The organism is Venenivibrio stagnispumantis, from assembly GCF_900182795.1.
Classification (GTDB): domain Bacteria; phylum Aquificota; class Aquificia; order Aquificales; family Hydrogenothermaceae; genus Venenivibrio; species Venenivibrio stagnispumantis.
The window spans coordinates 21138-39668 of record NZ_FXTX01000016.1 but is presented as its reverse complement, the minus strand read 5'-3'; the positions used below and the strand labels follow the sequence as shown (position 1 = coordinate 39668).

The 18531-nt window shown below is 28.0% G+C and carries 23 protein-coding genes and 1 pseudogene; 14 read left to right on the top strand and 10 right to left on the bottom strand.

Features of this window, described 5'->3' with window-relative positions:
• Positions 1-93: 93 nt before the first annotated feature.
• Positions 94-300 (top strand): annotated as a pseudogene (locus QOR43_RS06645) (redoxin family protein); the annotation flags it as partial.
• Positions 301-336: 36 nt separating this feature from the next.
• Here the strand turns inward: QOR43_RS06645 and QOR43_RS06640 are convergent.
• The 3 genes from QOR43_RS06640 to QOR43_RS06630 all read right to left on the bottom strand — a co-directional run bounded on the left by QOR43_RS06640 (position 337) and on the right by QOR43_RS06630 (position 1465).
• Complete coding sequence (locus tag QOR43_RS06640; protein ID WP_265134159.1) at positions 337-738, bottom strand: hypothetical protein; 402 nt, start codon at positions 736-738, stop codon at positions 337-339.
• Between the two features lie 23 nt (positions 739-761).
• Positions 762-1145 carry a hypothetical protein gene (locus QOR43_RS06635; RefSeq protein ID WP_265134160.1) on the bottom strand — a complete coding sequence of 128 codons (384 nt, stop codon included), beginning with the start codon at positions 1143-1145 and terminating at the stop codon, positions 762-764.
• A gap of 83 nt (positions 1146-1228) precedes the next feature.
• Positions 1229-1465: a NifU family protein gene (locus tag QOR43_RS06630; protein WP_265134161.1), complete on the bottom strand. Its 237-nt coding sequence runs from the start codon at positions 1463-1465 to the stop codon at positions 1229-1231.
• Positions 1466-1556: 91 nt separating this feature from the next.
• Here QOR43_RS06630 and tmk point away from each other — a divergent pair, with 91 nt between their 5' ends.
• The 5 genes from tmk (at position 1557) to QOR43_RS06605 (ending at position 5811) form a co-directional block, all read left to right on the top strand.
• Complete coding sequence (gene tmk / locus QOR43_RS06625; protein ID WP_265134162.1) at positions 1557-2171, top strand: dTMP kinase; 615 nt, start codon at positions 1557-1559, stop codon at positions 2169-2171.
• Entirely contained in the window at positions 2172-3080 is a 909-nt protein-coding gene (locus QOR43_RS06620) for a DNA polymerase III subunit (RefSeq protein WP_265134163.1), read from the top strand.
• 2 nt (positions 3081-3082) lie between these two features.
• Positions 3083-3970 (top strand): PSP1 domain-containing protein, encoded by an 888-nt coding sequence (locus QOR43_RS06615; protein ID WP_265134164.1) that lies wholly within the window; start codon positions 3083-3085, stop codon positions 3968-3970.
• Positions 3960-4922: a KpsF/GutQ family sugar-phosphate isomerase gene (locus QOR43_RS06610; RefSeq protein WP_265134165.1), complete on the top strand. Its 963-nt coding sequence runs from the start codon at positions 3960-3962 to the stop codon at positions 4920-4922. The genes QOR43_RS06615 and QOR43_RS06610 overlap by 11 nt, the downstream gene beginning before the upstream one ends.
• Before the next feature lie 145 nt (positions 4923-5067).
• Positions 5068-5811 (top strand): ATP-binding protein, encoded by a 744-nt coding sequence (locus tag QOR43_RS06605; RefSeq protein ID WP_265134166.1) that lies wholly within the window; start codon positions 5068-5070, stop codon positions 5809-5811.
• Here the strand turns inward: QOR43_RS06605 and QOR43_RS06600 are convergent.
• Genes QOR43_RS06600 through QOR43_RS06585 form a run of 4 tightly spaced genes read right to left on the bottom strand, consistent with a single transcriptional unit; the run spans position 5808 to position 8509 of the window.
• A complete protein-coding gene (locus QOR43_RS06600; protein WP_265134167.1) occupies positions 5808-6155 on the bottom strand; it encodes an STAS-like domain-containing protein in 348 nt (115 codons plus the stop codon). The two genes, QOR43_RS06605 and QOR43_RS06600, sit on opposite strands and share 4 nt — an antisense overlap.
• A 25-nt stretch (positions 6156-6180) precedes the next feature.
• Positions 6181-7032 carry a radical SAM protein gene (locus QOR43_RS06595; protein WP_345782859.1) on the bottom strand — a complete coding sequence of 284 codons (852 nt, stop codon included), beginning with the start codon at positions 7030-7032 and terminating at the stop codon, positions 6181-6183.
• Positions 7029-8009 (bottom strand): UDP-3-O-(3-hydroxymyristoyl)glucosamine N-acyltransferase, encoded by a 981-nt coding sequence (lpxD, locus tag QOR43_RS06590; RefSeq protein WP_265134168.1) that lies wholly within the window; start codon positions 8007-8009, stop codon positions 7029-7031. The genes QOR43_RS06595 and lpxD overlap by 4 nt, the downstream gene beginning before the upstream one ends.
• Positions 8006-8509 carry an OmpH/Skp family outer membrane protein gene (locus QOR43_RS06585; RefSeq protein WP_265134169.1) on the bottom strand — a complete coding sequence of 168 codons (504 nt, stop codon included), beginning with the start codon at positions 8507-8509 and terminating at the stop codon, positions 8006-8008. The genes lpxD and QOR43_RS06585 overlap by 4 nt, the downstream gene beginning before the upstream one ends.
• A gap of 116 nt (positions 8510-8625) precedes the next feature.
• Between QOR43_RS06585 and mntA (QOR43_RS06580) the strand changes: the two genes are divergently transcribed.
• Both mntA (QOR43_RS06580) and QOR43_RS06575 read left to right on the top strand, forming a co-directional pair.
• Positions 8626-8922 carry a type VII toxin-antitoxin system MntA family adenylyltransferase antitoxin gene (gene mntA / locus QOR43_RS06580; RefSeq protein WP_265134170.1) on the top strand — a complete coding sequence of 99 codons (297 nt, stop codon included), beginning with the start codon at positions 8626-8628 and terminating at the stop codon, positions 8920-8922.
• Positions 8909-9292 (top strand): nucleotidyltransferase substrate binding protein, encoded by a 384-nt coding sequence (locus tag QOR43_RS06575; RefSeq protein ID WP_265134171.1) that lies wholly within the window; start codon positions 8909-8911, stop codon positions 9290-9292. Before mntA (QOR43_RS06580) ends, QOR43_RS06575 begins: the two co-directional genes overlap by 14 nt.
• A 1-nt stretch (position 9293) precedes the next feature.
• On the opposite strand, the gene QOR43_RS06570 is transcribed toward QOR43_RS06575, so the two are convergent.
• Complete coding sequence (locus tag QOR43_RS06570; RefSeq protein WP_486680820.1) at positions 9294-10217, bottom strand: glycosyltransferase; 924 nt, start codon at positions 10215-10217, stop codon at positions 9294-9296.
• Between the two features lie 264 nt (positions 10218-10481).
• Between QOR43_RS06570 and QOR43_RS06565 the strand changes: the two genes are divergently transcribed.
• The 6 genes from QOR43_RS06565 to QOR43_RS06540 are packed head-to-tail and all read left to right on the top strand — an operon-like array spanning position 10482 to position 17670.
• Positions 10482-13127 (top strand): SLBB domain-containing protein, encoded by a 2646-nt coding sequence (locus tag QOR43_RS06565; RefSeq protein WP_265134173.1) that lies wholly within the window; start codon positions 10482-10484, stop codon positions 13125-13127.
• A gap of 2 nt (positions 13128-13129) precedes the next feature.
• On the top strand, positions 13130-14566 hold the full coding sequence (locus QOR43_RS06560) for a capsule assembly Wzi family protein (RefSeq protein WP_265134174.1): 1437 nt from the start codon (positions 13130-13132) through the stop codon (positions 14564-14566).
• Positions 14567-14575: 9 nt separating this feature from the next.
• Complete coding sequence (locus tag QOR43_RS06555) at positions 14576-15757, top strand: GumC family protein (RefSeq protein ID WP_265134175.1); 1182 nt, start codon at positions 14576-14578, stop codon at positions 15755-15757.
• 16 nt (positions 15758-15773) lie between these two features.
• Complete coding sequence (locus QOR43_RS06550) at positions 15774-16382, top strand: Uma2 family endonuclease (RefSeq protein WP_265134176.1); 609 nt, start codon at positions 15774-15776, stop codon at positions 16380-16382.
• Between the two features lie 31 nt (positions 16383-16413).
• Positions 16414-17007, top strand: coding sequence for a hypothetical protein (locus QOR43_RS06545; protein ID WP_265134177.1), 594 nt, complete (start codon positions 16414-16416; stop codon positions 17005-17007).
• A gap of 18 nt (positions 17008-17025) precedes the next feature.
• On the top strand, positions 17026-17670 hold the full coding sequence (locus QOR43_RS06540) for a hypothetical protein (RefSeq protein WP_265134178.1): 645 nt from the start codon (positions 17026-17028) through the stop codon (positions 17668-17670).
• A 46-nt stretch (positions 17671-17716) separates the two neighbouring features.
• Here QOR43_RS06540 and QOR43_RS06535 read toward each other — a convergent pair whose 3' ends face one another.
• Together QOR43_RS06535 and mntA (QOR43_RS06530) are read right to left on the bottom strand one after the other, a co-directional pair.
• Complete coding sequence (locus tag QOR43_RS06535) at positions 17717-18094, bottom strand: nucleotidyltransferase substrate binding protein (protein ID WP_265134179.1); 378 nt, start codon at positions 18092-18094, stop codon at positions 17717-17719.
• The gene (gene mntA / locus QOR43_RS06530; protein WP_265134180.1) at positions 18063-18413 is read right to left on the bottom strand and encodes a type VII toxin-antitoxin system MntA family adenylyltransferase antitoxin; all 351 of its coding nucleotides are present in this window, start codon (positions 18411-18413) and stop codon (positions 18063-18065) included. The genes QOR43_RS06535 and mntA (QOR43_RS06530) overlap by 32 nt, the downstream gene beginning before the upstream one ends.
• Positions 18414-18531 lie beyond the last annotated feature (118 nt).

The following is an 18531-nucleotide window of genomic DNA, read 5'->3' as shown; positions in this document are numbered from 1 at the left end:
GTTTCTTTAACAGCTCTTTTAATTCTTCCGTATTCTCTTTTATTAACTCTCTTTTTACTCTCTTCATATTAATTATTATACATCAGTTTTGGTATTACATGTGCTTCTGATTATAGAAATAAAGAGTTTGGACAAAAATATGGTGTATTGATAGCAGAAGGTCCTTTAGCAGGAATTATTGCAAGAGCTATATTCGTAGTTGATAAAAATGGAAAAATAGTTTACAAACAAATTGTTCCGGAAATTACAGAAGAACCAAATTATGAAGAAGTTTTAAATGCAGTAAAGTCTGCTTTATAATTAATTTTTTTAAAGCGGGCCAAAAGCCCGCTTTTTTTATTTTCTTGCTTTTTCTTCCATTAATTTTTCTGCATGGGCAGAATGAGATTGGAGTTTAGCTTTTAATGTATCAATGTTTCTCTCAATAGCATCAAGTTTAGATTTGCAAGTATCAGGACAATCATTTTTAAGAGAGGCTACAGAACTTTCTATAGCAGCAACTCTTTCTTTCAATGAAGAAATGTCTGCATTTGGATTTGTTAAATCTTTTTCTATACCTGCAAGTCTGTTTGAAATGGCATCTAATCTTTGATTTAATTTAGATACTAAATCATCAACATATTCCTTAGTTACATACGAGCCCTTTGGAACCGGTGGTTCATTACAACCACATTCCTGAGCAAAAACAGCAGAATTTATTGCTGCTAAACCTACTACTCCTAATATTAATTTTTTCACTTCGTTAAACCTCCTTGTTTATATTACTTTCTTGCTTTATTTTCCATTTCTTTTTCCATTTCAGATTGAGATTTTTGAATTTTTTCTTTCAAAGCATCTACATCTCTTTCAAGTTTGTTAATTTTATCTTCACAAGCTGTAGGACAGCTATTTTTAGCTGCTGATATTTCTGACTCAAGATTTGCAACCTTTGATTTCAATGCTTCTACCTCAGCTTTATTAGCTGCTTTTGCATTAGCTACTTCTTTTTCAAGGTTAGATACTTTTGTTTCTAAGGAATCTAATTTAGAGTTAACTGCTCCAAATTGTTGGTCTACATACTCCTTAGTAGCATAATTTGCACAGCTTGTTAATGCAAAAACTGCAACGGTTGATAAAGCTACTGCTTTTAATACATACTTTTTCATCTTTTCTCCTCCTGAAAGAAATTAATTTATATTCCTAATTATAAGTATGAAAACTAAATTTGTCAAATTACAAAAATTTAATTTTAGAGATTCACTGCAACTACTTCTTTTATTTCTGGGATAGCCTGTTTTAATCTTGCTTCTATACCACCTTTTAATGTCCATAAAGACATACTACATCCGGAGCAAGAACCCATTAATCTAACATATACTGTTCCATCTTCCGAAACATCAACAAGCTCCACATCACCACCATCAAATCTTAAATAAGGTCTTACTTGCTCAATTACTTCTTCTACTTTTTGTCTATCTATTGCCATTTTAATTCCTCCTGAAAAATTTTTTATATAGTTTATATTATAATCTTTATGTTAAATTTTTTATGATTTTTGGCATTTAGAGGATAGGTTGATGAAAGGAGTTTTTATAACATTTGAAGGGATAGAAGGAGCCGGTAAATCTACACAGGCAAGGAAACTAAAAGAATATTTAGAATATATTGGAAAAAAAGTAATTCTAACAAGAGAACCCGGTGGAACAAAAATAGGTTTAAAAATAAGGGAGATAGTTTTATCCCATTGGGACGAAATATTCCCGAATATTGCTGAACTACTTCTATATGAAGCTGATAGAAATATACATATCTATAATGTTATAAAACCTAAATTAGAAGAAGGATATATTGTTATATCTGATAGATTTATAGATTCAACGGTTGCTTATCAACATTTTGCAAGGGGAATAGATAGAAATATTGTTGATTATCTTAATAATTTGGCTACAGATGGATTAAAACCGGATATAACTTTTTTGATAGATATACCGGTATCGGAAAGTTTAAAAAGATTAAAAGATAAAGACAGAATAGAACAGGAAGATATAACTTTTCACCAAAAATTAAGAGAGGGTTTTTTAAAAATTGCTGAGGAAGAAAAAGATAGATTTATTATTCTTGATGGAACAGAAAATGAAAATATTATTTTTGATAAAATAATTAATATATTATCGGCTAAAAAAATTATATAGATGAGATTAATCGGTAGAGAAAAAGAGAAAATCTTAATAGGAAATATTCTTTCAAAAGGTTATGATTCTTTATCATTATTATTTGAAGGTAAAGATTGCTCCGGTAAAAAATTGACCGCTTTATATACAGCAAGAGGATTGGTTTGTGAAAAAAATCAATTATTTGGATGCGGTGAATGCCAAGATTGTAAATTGGTAAATAATATAATAAATGAAAATAAAGAATTACCATATCATCCGAATATAAAAATAAATTCTTCAGAAAATCAAATAAAGATAGACCAGATTAGAGAGATTAATAATTTTTTTGCCCTAAAAGATAACAAATGGAAGGTAGTAATAATAGAAGATGCCCAAAAAATGAATACAGAAGCAGCCAATGCATTGCTTAAAACCTTGGAAGAACCACCGGAAAAAACAGCAATAATACTCACAACTTCTACCCAAAACCTTTTACTTCCAACAATCGTATCAAGATGTAAAAAAATAAGATTTTCTCCACTTGATATTGATAATATAAAACAAATTTTAGAACAAAAAAATATAAAACCAAATGAAATAATCTTAAATATAGCAAAAGAAAATTTATGTCTTGCATTTAAAGTCGCAGGAAAAGAAGAGATATTAAGATACTCAAAAGATTTGGTTAATCTCATTCAAGATAAAATTCATATAGAAGGTATTATAACCCTTGCAGAAATATTAGATAAATTAGATGAAGAAGATTTAAAAGATGTAATAAACATTTTTGAAATTTTAGTTTATAATTTATTTTCTGAAAATAAAATTGATATAAAAGAGTATGAGAATATATTAAAAGAGTTAAAAATTTTAAAGCTATCTGTGGAAAAAGGTGTTAAGAAAAAATTGGCATTAGAAGGATTTTATCTTAATCTAAAAGCGAGGTAATTATGGAGTTTAATAATATAAAGAAGCAGGAAGTTAAAACAAAATATGTAAGAATTAGGTTTTTAGATACTCATAAATTTTCAGAAGTGGAAGTTCCGGTATATATAAAGAAGGGAGATTTTATAGTAGTAGAATCAGAAAAAGGGGAAGAAGTAGTTTTGGTGCTTGGAAATACCGTTCCACAGGAACAAAAGGTTAAATTCAAAAGAAAAGCAAATAAAAAAGATATAGAGCAGTTTGATAAAAATGAAGAAGAAGCAAAAAAATATTTTGAGATATGTAAAGAGCTTGCAGAAAAATTCGGACTTAAAATGAATCTTCTTAAATCATATATTCCTCTTGATAAATCAAAAGTATTTTTCTATTATACTGCAGAAAGTAGGGTAGATTTTAGGGAGCTTGTTAAAGAGCTTGCAAAAAGGATTAAAACAAGAATACAAATGATGCAGGTTGGTGTTAGAGATGGTGTCCAGCTTGCAGGGGCTGTCGGTATCTGTGGCCATCAATGTTGTTGTAATCTATTCTTAGATAAATTTGATACAGTTTCTGTGGAAATGTTAGAAGAGCAAAATTTACCACCTACTCCGGCTAAATTTACAGGTATATGTGGAAGATTGATGTGTTGTCTTGCTTTTGAAAAAGATAACTACTCAATAAGAAATAATCTTCCAGAAATTGGCTCTGTTGTTTCCATAGAAGGTAAAAATTTAACCGTTAAAAGTTATGATTTTATAAAAGAAGAAGTTGTGTTTATAGATGAAGAAGGAAATAATATATCTTACTCTTTTGATTATCTTGAAAGCTTGGGAATAAACAGAGAATCCGGATGTTCTAATTGCAGTGGCTGTCAAACTAAAAATAGTTTTGTAGAGATAATAAATGAGCATTGATATTGTGAGATTTGGTAAAGAGATAATTGAAGAAGAGATAAGAGCTTTAAATAGATTAAAAGATGCCCTGAATGAAAATTTTGAAAAAGCAGTAAATTTAATACTTGGCACTACCGGAAAAGTTATTATAACCGGTATCGGCAAATCCGGCATAATAGGTAAAAAAATAGCATCTACATTTTCATCTACCGGCACTCCGTCTTTTTTCTTACATCCGGCAGAAGCTATTCACGGTGACCTTGGAATGGTTGAGAAAGAAGATTTAATAATAGCAATATCAAACAGTGGAGAATCACCGGAACTTATTGCTATTATCCCTACATTAAAAAGATGGGGAAATAAGATAATCGCAATAACAAATAATCCAAATTCTACATTAGCAAAAAATAGTGATATTGTTTTACATCTTAATATAGATAAAGAAGCATGTCCTTTAAATCTTGCTCCTACTTCTTCCACTACTGCAACCCTTGTTCTCGGAGATGCTCTTGCATCTACATTATTAACTATAAGGAATTTTAAAAAAGAACATTTTGCAGAATTTCATCCCGGTGGAGCACTTGGAAAAAAATTGATGAAAGTTTCTCAAATTATGCATACCGGTGAAAAATTACCAATAGTGCCGGAAAATACTCCTTTACAAGATGCAATAATAACGATGTCAGAAAAAGGTTTCGGAGCGGTTTTGATAGTAGATAAAAATAATCATCTAAAAGGTATTTTGACAGATGGGGATTTAAGAAGATTTATAAAAAAAGGTGGAAGCATAGATAAAAGCAAAGTAGAAGATGCAATGACAATATCTCCAAAATATATAACAGAAGATATGCTTGTTTTAGAAGCTTTAGAGATAATGGAAAGATATAAAATTACAGTTTTACCGGTAGTCAAAGATAATATTCCTATCGGATTAGTCCATTTACACGATATCTTAAAAAGTGGTGTTGTTTAATCTATTTACAATATTTTGGAGGTTTGAATTATGGAGTTTAGTTTTAAGAATATTATTACTGAATTAGAGAATTTTATTTCAATCAAAAGATAATAAGATAGATATTAGCCAATATCACTATATTGAACCTGTTGGTGCAGCCATTTTGAAAGCTATAACAATGGATTTACCTGATATAAAAATATCAGCAAAAAAATCAAATCCTTCTGTTGAATATCTTATTACATTATATACGTCACAGTATGATCCAAAAAAGAACTTTATACCTATAGAGATTGCAAATATTGGTAATCAAAAGGATATACAAAACAGGATGTTATCTATGATACTTAGATATGATGTTTTTCAATCACTTTCTAAGGAAGATTATCTGGATTTAAAAAATTATGTGGATTATATGATAGGAGAAGTATTAAGTAATGCGATAACTCATTCTTGTAGTAATATAGGTGCTGTAATAACAGGACAGATTTTTCCTCAACAAAGAAAATTGCAAATCTGTATAGTAGATAGGGGAGTTGGATTTTTATATAATTTACAAAAAAGATATAAAGATGTAAAAACAGAAGAAGAAGCAATAATAAAAGCATTGGAAAAAGGAGTTAGCAGTCCTCCTATTCAATCTAATCCTTATTATTCTCAAATAAGTCATGCCGGTTATGGCTTATATGTTCTTAAAACAATCATTGAGAAAACAGAGGGAAATTTATTAATCATCTCTAATAATGGAGTAGTTAAATTAACATCAAAAGGAGTTTTATCTAAAACAATTAATACTTCATGGAAAGGAGTAATTGTAGCTTTTGAATTTTTTGAAGATAAAATAAACTACTCATTTAGCGAGTTTATGAAAATATTTGTATTAAATAATGAAGATGAAATCTTTTAGGAAATATTTTTACTATACGATACTACCCAGTTTAAAATACCTCTTACCAAATCATTTGCATTTCTAACTTTTATTTTATTTTTTACAAAATCTATACCTTTGTTCCTCACAAATACTCCTATTATTTCATCACCGAAGCCTTGTGTAATAAGATTAATTCCTTCAAAATCTAAGATAACTACTTCATTTTTTTTCAAGATATTTTCCATTATTTTCCTAACTTTTAATCCGTCTATTCTTAATGTTAAAGCATCTAATCCATCAAATAAATCTTTTATTTTTAATATATTTGTATCAACATTTTGTGTTTTTTCTGGGTTAACATCAATCTCTGTTTTTATCATTATTATCACCGCCAAAAATTTTATATTATATTATAACAGAATTAGTATTTTGCAAGAGTAAGTAAAATGGTGATAGCCTATTTACCATAAGTGTTCCGCAACCACCTATTTTCCTTGTTCTATATTTATTTGACAATGTAACTTTTATACCATTTTCTCTAAGTTTCAAAAAGATTTTTTCGTATTCTTCATCATCCACGGTTTTATAATGAATCTGTTGAATTTCATTATATTTTAATAAAGATACTGAAATATTTAGATATTTTGCTATCTCTATTAATTTTTGAATTTCTTCATCTGAATCATTTATATCTTTTATAACAAGGTAAGCTATGCTATATAGCTTTCTTTTTCTGTTTGATAATTTATCTAAATGCTCTTTGAATACAGAGATTAAATCTTCTATTTTTGCTCCTTTTTTGATTAGCTGTTTTCTTTTTTCTTCAAATACAGAATGTAAAGATAATGTAACTCCATTATGATTTAGATTTAATAGCTCTTTAAAGTTATCCAAAGGAAAACCGGTTGTATAAAAACTTACTTTTAATCCGAGGGATTTAAAATAATAAAAACTTTCTTTGACAGCTTGCCAGTTTAGAAGAGGCTCTCCTATTCCGGCAAAAGCTATATTTTCAATATGATAACCTTCTTCTTTTGCTATTAAATATTGATTTATAATTTCCTCTGTTTTCAGATTTCTGAGTAAACCATTTAATCCGGATGCACAAAATGAACATCTTACAGGACAGCCGATTTGAGAAGATATACATAAAGTATTTCCCCTGTAATGAACAGATTCTATTGAATAGTTATCATCTGTTTTTATTTCAAGTAGCCTATTTAAATCATCTTTTATAACAGTTTCTAATTTCATCATTTTTTAAATAGCTCATTTAATTTATAAATATAAACTAATATCTTTTTCCATTTTTTCCACTCTATTGCCGGAATACCTGAACCATATACATTATTAGGTGGTAAATCTGTTCCTACTCCGGATTTGGCAGTTACAATTACATTATCTCCTATATTTATATGGTCTGCAACTCCTACCTGCCCTGCAAGGATTACATTTTTTCCTATATTGCAACTTCCGGCAATTCCTACCTGAGATACAAGAATACTGTTTTCTCCAATCTTACAGTTATGACCAATCATTACAAGATTATCTATTTTTGTGCCTGATTTTATAATAGTTTCATCTGTTAATGCTCTATCTATTGTTGTATTTGCTCCTATTTCTACATCATCTTCTATTATTACTTTTCCTATATGTTTTATCTTTTTATGTTTTCCATCTTCTTGATAATAACCAAATCCATCACCGGCTATAACTGCTCCTGAATGGATTATAACTCTATTCCCTATGAATGTATCTTTATAAATTGTTACATTTGGATATAAAATAACATCATTTAAGATTTTTGTGTTTTTTCCTACGAAACAAAACGGATAGATTTTGACATTATCTCCTATCTCAACATTATCTTCAATAACAACATAATCTGATATATAGCAGTTTTTTCCTATTTTTACATTATTTCCTATTTTTGCAGTAGGTGATATATACTCTTTATTTTCTTCTTCTGGATAAAGAAGTTCTATTAATTTATAAAAAGCTACCGCCGGATTTTTTACTACTATCTGGGTAATATCAATATCTTCTATCGGCTGTGATACCAATATAGCAGAAGCTTTTATCTCTTTTAATTGACCAAGTAATTTTTTATCCGATAAAAATGTTATGCTTCCTTTTGTTGCTGAATATATACTTTTTGCAGAAGTTATATCTTCATCTTCTTTTATATTAAAAATTTCTCCATTTAAAAATTTTGCTATCTCTGTTATTTTCATTTTTTACCTTCATTATATCTTTTTAATATTTCATCTGTAATATCAAGGGATTTATCTGCGTATAACACTCCGCTTAATAATCCACTATAAAAAATAATATCAAGATTTTTCTCTTTTGCTATTTTTTGAGCTATTTGCTGTATATCTCTTAACATGGCTTTTTCGGAATCTGCTTTCATTTTTGCAAGGGTTTGATTTGCTTCTATTTCAAGGGCTTGTAATTGTCTTGCTGTTTCTCTTAGCTCTGCCATTTTATCTTGTTTTGCTTTTTCTGTTAAAGAAGGATTTTGTAGCTGTTTTTGAAGTTCTTGCATTTTATTTTGCAAAGATTTAGCTTTTTCACTGTAATATTTATATTTTGCATCTAAATCTGCTTTATATTTCTTACCTTTTACAGATTGATTCATAACTTTCTCAATATCTACATAAGCATAATTACCGGCATTAGCAAATGTAAATATAAATAATAAAACACTTAAGATAGAAACCAATTTTTTCATAAAATTTTCTCCTTTTTCAAGATTTAGGAATATTTTATCATAGATAGAGTTATTATTAGTTTTTTAAATTTTGATATAATAATCAAAAAATATTTGACGGATTTTGAGGAAAAATTATGAATCAAGATAAAGTAGAAAAAATTATAAATGAGATAGTAGAGATATTAAAGGGATATAATCCGGAAAAAATTATTCTTTTTGGCTCAAGAGCAAGAAAAGATTTTAAAAGTAATTCAGATATAGATATAGCAGTGGATTTATCGTTATCTTTCAGGGAAGAAAGGAAATTAAAAGAAAAAATAGATGAAATAAGCAAATTATATAGCGTTGATTTAGTTTTTCTTCCAAAAATAAATAATGATTTTAAAACTAATATTTTAAAAGAAGGAGTTATACTGTATGAAAAAAAGTGATGTTTTGCTTAAAATTTATAAATTTGAGAAAGCATTAGAACGGTTAAAAGAAGCCGTAGAAATAGCCGAAGATGAGCTTGATAAAGATGGAGTTATCCAAAGATTTGAGTTCACAATAGAACTGCTATGGAAAACCTTAAAAGCTATTTTGGAATATAAAGGAATAGAATGTTATTCTCCAAGAAACTGCATAAAAGAAGCTTTTAAAGCTAATATTATAAATGATGATGAAATAATGTTAGATATGATAGAGGATAGAAATCTAAGTTCACATATTTATGATGAAAATGTTAGCAATGAAATATTTGAAAGAATAAAAAATATTTATCTTGATTACTTATTAAGTTTAAATTTAAAAGAAAAGGTTTAGATTAGGATAGAAATAAATTTTCTAATTGGTTAATTATATTATCTAAATAAAATCTTTTTATTGAATCGTATGTATTTTGTTTTAAATATAGATATTCTTCCGGATTATTTAAAATTTCTATAATCTTTTTTACCATTAAATCTTCCCTTCCAAAAGGTATTAAATAACCATTTTTACCATTTATAATAATATCTTTATGTCCTGAAAATTCATTTTCATAAGCAATTACCGGTGTGCTACATGCTAAAGATTCAGCAATTACACGACCAAATCCTTCATCCTGAGATGTTGAAACAAATAAAGTTGCATTTTTCATATATTTATAAGGATTTTGTGTAAAAGGGATTAAATGAACTTTTTTTGATAGTTTTAGGTTTTCTATTTGTTTAATTAATTTTCCTTTTAATGACCCATCTCCTACTAAAACTAAATTTATATCCGGAAAATATTTAACAACTTGATTAAAGATATTAATTAATAAATCTATACGTTTTTGATTTTCAAATCTACCTACATATAAAATAGTTCTGTTTTTAAAAATAGATTCTTCTTCTTTTGAAAGAGGTTGATTCATATTTTGCTCTATTTCTTCCATGCATAATGCATTATAAACAACAGCAATTTTTTCTTCTTTTAAATTAAATGCTTTTTTTAAATCTTCTTTTACAACCGTAGATACTGCTATAGATTTATCTAAATTATCTAAAAGTTTTTTTAACATTAGTTTATATGGATATTGATAAAATTTGGAAAAAACTATATTAGAAGTAGGATTTCTTACAAAACCAAAATATTTAGTATCTAATTTTTTGCCAATCATTAATTTTACAATTGATAATGTAATATTTTGAGGTAGCATATTAGAAAAAACCGCTATTGGCTTTTCATTTAAGATTATATTTTTTAGTTTTAATGGCCTTAAAATATCTCCTGCTTCTAAATAGTAATGTTTAAAACCTTCTATTTCTAAATCTGTTTTTCTGTTTGATACTATAATAACCTCATAATTTTTTTTTTTTTTAATCCTTTAGCTAACAATCTATTAGATTCGTAAATACCACCGGGCATAATTCTTGGTAAATACAATATTATTTTATACATTTTAACCTCTATTTTTGCTTAAATATTTTATAATATCAAATCTAAATATGGTAAAATAAATCCACATTTAAAAATGGGGGTTTTGTTAATGAAGAGAATTTTATTTATGGTTTTAATCCTTTTTTCTATTTTTGGGTTAGCTATTTCAGAAGAGCCTATGGGTACAAATATACAAACATTACCATCGTTGAAGCAATTGCAAGATAAAAATATAACACCTCCAAATTTACAAACTCAAAATCAGCCGGCTTTAGAAAATCAAAAGAGTCAAAATTATAAATCTTCTCAAGAAATGCAAACTGAAGAAGGAAGTGAAAATAAGCAAAATAATGAAGAAAATCTAAATATAGAAAAGAAAATTAAAGAAAAAGAAAAACCAACACTTTCTAATATTGAACAGTTATACAATCAAAGAATAGAAAATCCTAAGGAAATAATTTATCAATATGGTTATGATTTTTTCAGTAGTTATCAAGTTTATGAGATGGGTTCTTTAGGAGATTCTTACACTATTGGACCTAAAGATAAATTACTTTTGTATATATGGGGTGATCCGGTTGATATACTCGGTTTAAGTGGTTTTTATTCTTTAGATGTAGATAGGGAAGGTAAAGTTTATATACCAAATTTAGGTGTATTTTATGTTTGGGGATTAACAGTAGAAAAAGCAAAAGAGTTATTAAAAGCTCAATTTGCTAAAAAATTTAAAAATTTTAGGATAGAGTTATCAATAGGAAAGTTAAGACAATATCCTGTATATGTCTCTGGCTATGTAAAAAAACCGGGAATGGTTCTAATAAATGCTACTCAATCTGTTCTTGATGCTATAGCTCTTGCCGGTGGAATAGCTAAAAACGGAAGTTTGAGAAATATAACAATAGTCAGAGCCAATGGTGAAAGGGAAAATATAGATTTATATGACTTACTTATAAAAGGAAATCCAATAAATATTAAACTTAAAGAAAATGATGCTGTATTGGTAAATCCAATCGGTAAAACAGCTGCAATTTATGGAGCAGTCAAAAGACCGGCAATATATGAATTAAAAGATAATGAAAATTTAACCCAGCTTATTAATTATGCCGGTGGAATGTTACCTTCCAGTTATGAATATGGACTTAAAATATACAGATATGAGGATAATATTTTACACCTTATTGATACAAGAATAGATGAACAGATTTTAACAAAAATTTCCCTAAAAGACGGGGATTTAGTAAATATTGTTTCTATCGTAAATGCAAAAGAAAATATAGTTAAGGTAGAAGGTTATGTTAAGTATCCGGGAGATTACTCTTTAAAAGATTATCCTACATTAAGTAAACTTTTAGATAAAATAGGTTTACTTGCAGATGCAAATTTAAATTATGCAGAGATTGTAAGATTTGAAAATAATGATTATCAGATTATTAAAATAAAACCACTGGATATCATAAATGGAAAAACAGATATAGAACTTAAAAATTTAGATAAGGTAGTTTTCTTCCCAAAATGGATGTATAGCCCGATAGAAGTTTCAGGTGAAATAGAAAATCCAACAGTTATAGATTATTATCCGAATATAACTTTACTTGATGCACTAAGAACAATAATATTTAAAAAACCTGTAAGAAATCTTAAAGCAGAAGTTTTTGATAGTTCATCTGAAATAGGAAATAAATTAGATACTAACCTAAGAACACAAAATGAGTTAAATAATCCTATGAAATATCAAAATAAATATTTACAAAATTATCAAAATTATAATAACGAAACATATCAGAATTACCAATATCAAAATTATGATAATCAAGCGATTAATAAAAACAATGCTAATTTCAAAGTAATATATCTTTATGATTTACTTATAAGAAATGATAACTCTTTAAATATTCCATTAAAACCCGGAATGAAAATAGTTATAAAAGAAACTAATGAAACAGAAAAAGATAAAACAGTTACAATTCTTGGGGAAGTAAATAAACCGGGACTCTATAAGCTTGAATCAGGAATGAAGCTTTATGATTTAATAGTAAAAGCTGGAGGATATACAGCCGATGCATATCCAAAAGCATTAATATTTATAAGAGAAAGTGCAAAAAAATTACAACAGGAACAACTTCAAGCATCCATATTAGCGATGGAAGAACAATTAGAAAAAAGTTCAGAAGGATTTGCAGCAGCCGGAGCTACTCAAGAAGAGCAAACCCTTGCAAAAATGGCTATTGAAAAACAAAAAAATCTTTTGGAAATTATAAAACAAAAAGCAAAAATAGGGCTTGGAAGAATAGCCCTTGATATACCTCTAACCTTAGAAGAACTTAAAAATTCTCCTGATAATATAGAACTTCAAGATGGAGATTATATATATATTCCTTCAAAACCTAACTATATACTTGTCCTTGGAGATGTATATAATCAAATCTCTTTACCTTATAGAGAAAATAAAACTGTTGAAGATTATTTAAATGAAGTAGGTGGTCTAAAGGATAGTGCTAAAAAAGATGATATATATATAATAAAAGCAAATGGAAGAGTAATATCAAATAGAAATTTCAGTGGTAGATTTTTCGGATGGGAGGATAATAAATTTGTATTTGGTAGAAGTTTTTACTCTATGAAGTTAGAGCAGGGTGATACTATTGTTGTCCCTTCTGAAATAAAAGTTCCAATATTATGGAGACCATTGATAAAAGATGTTACTCAAATTATATTCCAGGCTATATCAACTGCTGTATTAGCTAAGAGGTTATAAAAATGAAGAAATATATCTTGCCAAATTTAATTCTATTTACAGCCGTATTTGCTAATCCTTACCTGAATATAAATAGCGATGATATATTTATATACGATAATATACAGGCTTCAAAAGAGAGTAAAGAAAATATCTTATCAATCAGACCTTTACCGTATTTTTATATTTTTTCTGGAAATGAAAGATTAAAATATTTTTCTAACTATATAGAAAAACCGGAAAATTATATCAAACCGGTAAATAACATTGATATATCTGTATTTAATACAAATGCAGATTATCTGTTGTTAGAAGGAAAGTCAGGATTGAGTTTAAGAAAAGGGTTAAATGTTATTTCAACAGAAGATGGACAGATATCATATCAAGATAAATTTGTAGGTTATTATCAATTTAGACAAATTATAAATAAAGATCAAAAAGAGGGACAGGTATTAAGGGCTTATGCAAAATTTTTAGCCGGTAAATTTTCCATAGAGATAGGTAAAGATAACGTAAATTGGGGACAGGGAGAGTACGGACTTTTGCTTTCAAACAATGCTTATCCTTTTCCTATGGTAAAAGTCCAAACAGAAGAACCTCTTGATTTCTATGGAAAATGGAGTTTTGCAATATTAAACGGCTGGCTTCAAGAAGAAAGAAAAGATGTTTCTTATCCGAAGATACTTGGTATTAGAGGGATATACAAGCCGGCTTCATTTTTTGAGGTTGGCTTAACTAAAACAACTATGTATGGTGGTTCAGGTAGACCGGAATATAAATCATTCAAAGATTATTGGAAACTTATAACTTCATCTGAAGATAACGTTCCGGGAAGTAGATATGATAATGATTCTTATGGTTCATACGATATTGCTTTATACTTACCTTTAAAATGGTTTGATATTTTTAAAATATACTATGAAGAAGCCGGTACAGATGTGCAGGCAGTTTGGCAAAAAGAGGACAGAAAATTATCAGGAAGATTTCCATTTATTTTCGGCCTTCTATCAAGATCTTATAATACAGGAGTTTTTATCTCAAAAGGAAAAGATATATTTAGATTTGAGTATGTAAAAACAGCAGATAATTTTTATATCCACCATTATTACTATTATGAAGGTTATAGTTATAAAGGTTATTCATTGGGTTATCCTTATGGAAGAGATGTTCATTCATTATTTTTTAAATATATCCACTGGATAGATAACCAAAACTGGATAGATTTTAAAATGTCAGTATTTAAACAGCCATGGAAAGAAAATGTTGATATCAAAAGCTCTAATTATTATGCTTCTTTGGAATATGGAAAAATATTAAATAAAAATATACAAATAAAACCATTTATCAGATATGATTATAAAAAAGGCATTGATAAGAATACTTTGCCTACCCAATTTTCTATAGAGAATAAAAAGGAAAATTATTTAACTGTAGGTCTGGCTTTAAATTTAAGATTTTAAGGAGATGATATGGAAAGTAGAGAAAAATTAAACAGTCAGGAATGTTATCAAGAAGATGAAATTGATTTATATGAACTCTGGCTTGTATTGAAAAAAAGAAAAAAATTAATCTTAGGATTATTTTTAGGTGTATCTATTTTAACTGCTATTATAAGTTTTATAATGACCCCTATATACAGAAGTGAAGCTACCGTTATACCGGTATCAAGTAAATCTACAGGACTTGGAAGCTTGGCAGGATTAGCTGCTATGGCGGGTGTATCTATCCCATCAGCCGGGGATGATTCTTCTAAAATATTGGCAGTTTTAAACAGTAGGGAAATAAAAGAAAGGGTTATAAAAAAATTAAATCTAATACCTATATTACTTGAGGACGATATACCAAAGAAAAGAGATCCTATGAATGTAGCTGTAGATATATTAAAAGGAATGGTAAATATATCTGATGACAAAAAAACCGGTGTTATTAATATATCCGTAGATTACAAAGATCCTAAATTGGCTCAAAAAATAGCCCAAACTTATATTGATGAACTACAAAAAATAATGAATGAAAAAAAATTAACAGTTGCAAAATTCAATAGAGCATTTTTAGAAGAACAACTTAATGAACAAGAGAAAAAGTTAGAAGAATTACAAAAAAGATTGGCAGAATTCCAGAAAAAAACAAAAATAATTGCTCCTGAAAGTCAGATATCAGGTGTTGTGGAGCTTTATTCTAATCTTATATCACAAAAAATGTCTTTGCTTGTAAAATTAAAGAGTATGGAAGCTGCATTTGCACCGGATAACCCCCAAGTTAAAGCTATAAAAGAGCAACTTGCAGCAATAGATAATCAAATAAAACAGATAGAAGAAAAATCAAATATAGGTGCTTTACCTTCTTTATCTCAAGCTCCGGAAAAGCTGACAGAATATGGGGATTTGATGAGAGAAGTAAAAGTAGCTCAGGAAATTTATAAAAATTTATTAACTATGTATGAACAGGCTAAACTTGATGAAGCTAAAGAAAATATTTATGTAGAAGTTATAGATAAACCTAACTTACCGGATTTACCTGCAAAACCTAAGAAAAAATTAATGGTAGCAGTAGCCGGTATATCTGCATTATTCCTCGGAATATTCCTTGCATTTTTCCTTGAATGGCTAAATAATGTAAAAAGAAGAAACCGAGAGAATATAGCATCTTAATATCCGGAGAAGGCAAATGAAATCAGTTATAAAAAAAGAGAAAAAAATAAGAAGAATTCCAAAAGAGCTAATATATGAAATGAGATATGGAAGCCCTATCTATTACAGGGATTATGATAAGGTTTTATCCGGAGAAAAAAGCTTAGAGGAAGTTATGGGAAGTAGTACTTTACAATCAATTTTAATAGCATTAATCGTAGGATATCTTTATTCTAAGCTTAATAATTTAAAATATCTGATAGCTACAAATGAAATTGGATTTAAATTTGCACCAAGAAGTTGGAGAAATCTGGATATTGCAATTTTTGAAAAAGATAAAATCATAAAAGAAGGAATAGATAATAAATATGCAAAAACTCCTCCGGAAGTTGTAATAGAGATAGATACAAAAGCAGATTTGAGAAAGTATGGAGACTTTATGAACTATGCAAGGGAAAAAACACAAGATTTATTAAATGCCGGTGTAAAAAAAGTTATTTGGTTTACAACCTTTGATAAAAAGGTTATGGTAGCAGAAAAAGGGAGAAGATGGTTTATAACGGATTGGAATGATACTATTGAAGTTATAGATAATATAAAGCTAAATTTAGATGAACTTTTAAAAGAAGAAGGAATAAAATATTAATGAGAATACAAAAAAATTCCGGAGAATTAAGATGGCTACAATAAAAGAAAGGGTAGACAGGCTTGAGAAATTGATGGCAGAACTCATAAAAGCACAACAAAGAACCGAACTTGAATTGGAAAGATTATCCAAAGAAATGATAGAATTTAAAGAAGAAAACAGAAAGCAAAATAAAGAAATGAATAAAAGATGGGGTGAATTAGCTAATAAACTCGGAACAATTGTTGAAGACATTGTAGCTCCGGCTGTTTCTCCGGTTATAAAACAATACTTTAATTGTGAAATAGATGATTTACAGGTTAACAGAAAGAAAAAGGATATAAAAACCGGATTAAAAGATGAATTTGATGTTATAGCAGTTAGTGATGATTGTAAAACTGTGTTCTTAGTAGAAGTTAAATCTACGCCGAAAATTGATTATATAAACGAGTTTAAGGATAAGAAAATAGATAGATTTTTGGCTTTATTTCCAGAGTATAGGGAATATAAACTGATTCCTATTTTTGCAAGTTTGAGATTGGAAGAAGATATAATAAATTATCTAACAAAACAAAAAATATATGCAATGGCTTATAAAGAATGGGAATATATGGATATCCTTAATTTTGATAAGATAGATAATTAAAAATACAGGAGAATAAAGATGGCTACAATAAAAGAAAGGGTAGACAAACTTGAAAAATTGATGGCAGAGCTTATAAAGGCACAACATAGAACTGAACTTGAGTTAGAAAGATTGTCAAGAGAAATGAGAGAATTTAAAGATGAAGTAAGAAATGAAATGAAAGAGTTTAAGAATGAAATGAGAAGGGATATGAAAGAATTCAAAGAAGAAACGAACAAAAGATGGGGTGAATTAGCTAATAAACTTGGAACAATTGTAGAGGATATCATAGCTCCGGCTGTTTCTCCTGTTGTAAAACACTATTTTAATTGTGAAATAAATGATTTACAGGTTAACAGAAAGAAAAAGGACATAAAAACCGGATTAAAAGATGAATTTGACGTTATAGCAGTTAGTGATGATTGTAAAACTGTGTTCTTAGTAGAAGTTAAATCTACGCCGAAAATTGATTATATAAATGAGTTTAAAGATAAAAAAATAGATAGATTTTTGGCTTTGTTTCCAGAGTATAGGGAATATAAACTAATTCCCATCTTCGCGAGTTTGAGATTGGAAGAAGATATAATAAATTATCTAACAAAGCAAAAAATATACGCAATGGCTTACAAAGAGTGGGAATATATGGATATTCTTAATTTTGATAAAATAGATAAAAACAATTAAGGAAATCAACATAAGTAATAGTTTTGAATTGATTTAAAAAGCAGGATTATAAATTGGTTTTTATGAATTCTAATAAACTTTTCATAGCTTTTAAGTGATTTTTAAGCCGGCTATAAAGTCCCTCTGCCAATGCTTCATCATAAGTGTGAACGCTTAGATTCCTGTCTTCTAATATGGAGAGCCATTCATCTTCATCTTGGATAATTCCAATTGAAAAAGCTTCTTTAAAACAATTTCTCGGTGACCTGCAAATAATTCCTTCTTCTGTAAGAAAATCTTTCAATGTTTTCCAACACAGCTCAAAACATAGTTCAAATCTTTTTATAGCACTATCTCTTACAACATCATTTTCTTCTAAATTTAAAACTTCTTCAAATTTTTGTAAACATTTTTCAAATTCTGTCAATCTGTTTTCCAAACTCATAAATTAAAACTCCTTCTTCTTTAACGGTTTCTCTTATATTTGTTGAAGCTTTATTCAGATATATAAAATCTATTTTCCTAAGAGTAGGGATATCATTTAATTTTTTTCTTAATTTTATAATATCTTTTTCATTTAAAGTTTCTTTTGTTTCAAGGGCTATATCAATATCTGAAAAATATGTTGCTTTTCCGGTAGCAAAAGAACCAAAAATATAAACTCTAAAAGGAATATTTATACTTTCTTTAAAAATATCTATGATTTTTTCAATGAGTTTTCCTATTTTATCATCTTTATAAGATAAAGTTTTAATTTTTTTCATTTTTAAATAACATTTTGGATTATTATGCATATAATATATTTTACACTAAATAATTGCTTTATCTAAAAACTTTTTTGTTAAAATATATATGTGTGAGAAAAGCTAAAAAATAACTCCG